This window comes from Marinobacterium lacunae, from assembly GCF_000705555.1.
Taxonomy (GTDB): Bacteria; Pseudomonadota; Gammaproteobacteria; order Pseudomonadales; family Balneatricaceae; genus Marinobacterium_D; species Marinobacterium_D lacunae.
The window spans coordinates 1-1,245 of record NZ_JMQN01000025.1 but is presented as its reverse complement, the minus strand read 5'-3'; the positions used below and the strand labels follow the sequence as shown (position 1 = coordinate 1,245).

Genomic DNA, 1,245 nt, shown 5'->3' with positions numbered 1-1,245 from the left:
CTACTTTTTGTGGGTAGGACCAGCTCCACGAGAGGTAAGTCGCATTAATGGAAGATTGGAAGCAATATCAGGAAAATGCAGCCGAGTATTTTAGATCAATCGGTTTAGAGGCTTCCACCGATGTAACTGTTCAAGGTGTGCGAACTAAACATGATGTAGACGTTCTTGTTACATCTCATTACGTTGGCTTCGATATAACATGGATTGTGGAGTGTAAACATTGGAAGAAGCCAGTAAATAAACTTCATGTATTAGGGCTGAGAGAAATTGTATCTGATGTCGGAGCTGATAGAGGAATTTTGCTATCAGAGTCCGGATTTCAAAGCGGTGCAATCGAAGCTGCAAACCTCACCAACATTCAACTAACTTCATTGAATGGGATGCGTGAAAGTGCAAGCAGTACAATTTATGCAATGCGATTTAGGGACTTATATGATCGCGTGGCTGTTTGCAAAGAACGCTACTGGGATATTCCGAAAGAAGAAAGAATAGCTTGTGGTTTAAGGTCCGACGTAGGAGAGCACGATTATTCAGGTGCAAGAGTTGTAGATATGTGTATTGATCTATTAACTAAGGCATTTCGAGAAGAGTATCCGTTTTCTAGCGAAGATATACAGGTGTTCATACTATTTGGTAGGGACAAACAATTTGAGTCTCCTCAAGAAGTTTTAGAGTTAGTTGAATTTAAAGTAACGGAACTTGAAAATAAGTTGGATTCCTATGTTGAACAAACGAAGAAAGCCTAACAAACGCATGTTGTTCGCCCACTGCGTGGGCTGGGACCTCCGTTCCGCTACGCTTCACTACGGCCCCAAATGCGGGCGTTAGATGAAGAGGAAGACCATGGAACAGGGTGATATTCTGCTTAAAAAACGCGAATCGGACGGGATGTTCGTTTTCTTAAAGGTCTTACACGTTGAGGATGATTATGTGTTAATAGCGTTATACGACGCTGAGCACTCTGATAAACCATCCTCAGTAGAAGATCTTACTACTAGAACACTAAGGGTTGTTACTGGAGATGGTTGGAAGACAGTTCCGGTCAGTTATCCATCGTTAGAAAGCTGGGATATCTGGTTTATGAAAAATGAAGGTGTTTCTGAAGAATAATCTCTTGTGGCTACCGCATGGTTAGAGCTGTGTGGCCCCGAAATAATGGAGCCTATTTGAAGGATGGTTATCATCTAACAAGTGACTGTGGTGTCCAGTCATAATATTTAGGCTGTTTTTTCACACCAGCGCTCC

At 42.1% G+C, this 1,245-nt stretch carries 2 protein-coding genes; both read left to right on the top strand.

Going from position 1 to position 1,245, the window contains the following annotated elements; all coding sequences use genetic code 11:
• Positions 1-47: 47 nt before the first annotated feature.
• On the top strand, positions 48-746 hold the full coding sequence (locus tag ADIMK_RS09690; RefSeq protein WP_036187013.1) for a restriction endonuclease: 699 nt from the start codon (positions 48-50) through the stop codon (positions 744-746).
• Positions 747-843: 97 nt separating this feature from the next.
• Positions 844-1,110 carry a hypothetical protein gene (locus ADIMK_RS09685; RefSeq protein ID WP_036187011.1) on the top strand — a complete coding sequence of 89 codons (267 nt, stop codon included), beginning with the start codon at positions 844-846 and terminating at the stop codon, positions 1,108-1,110.
• Positions 1,111-1,245: the final 135 nt, after the last annotated feature.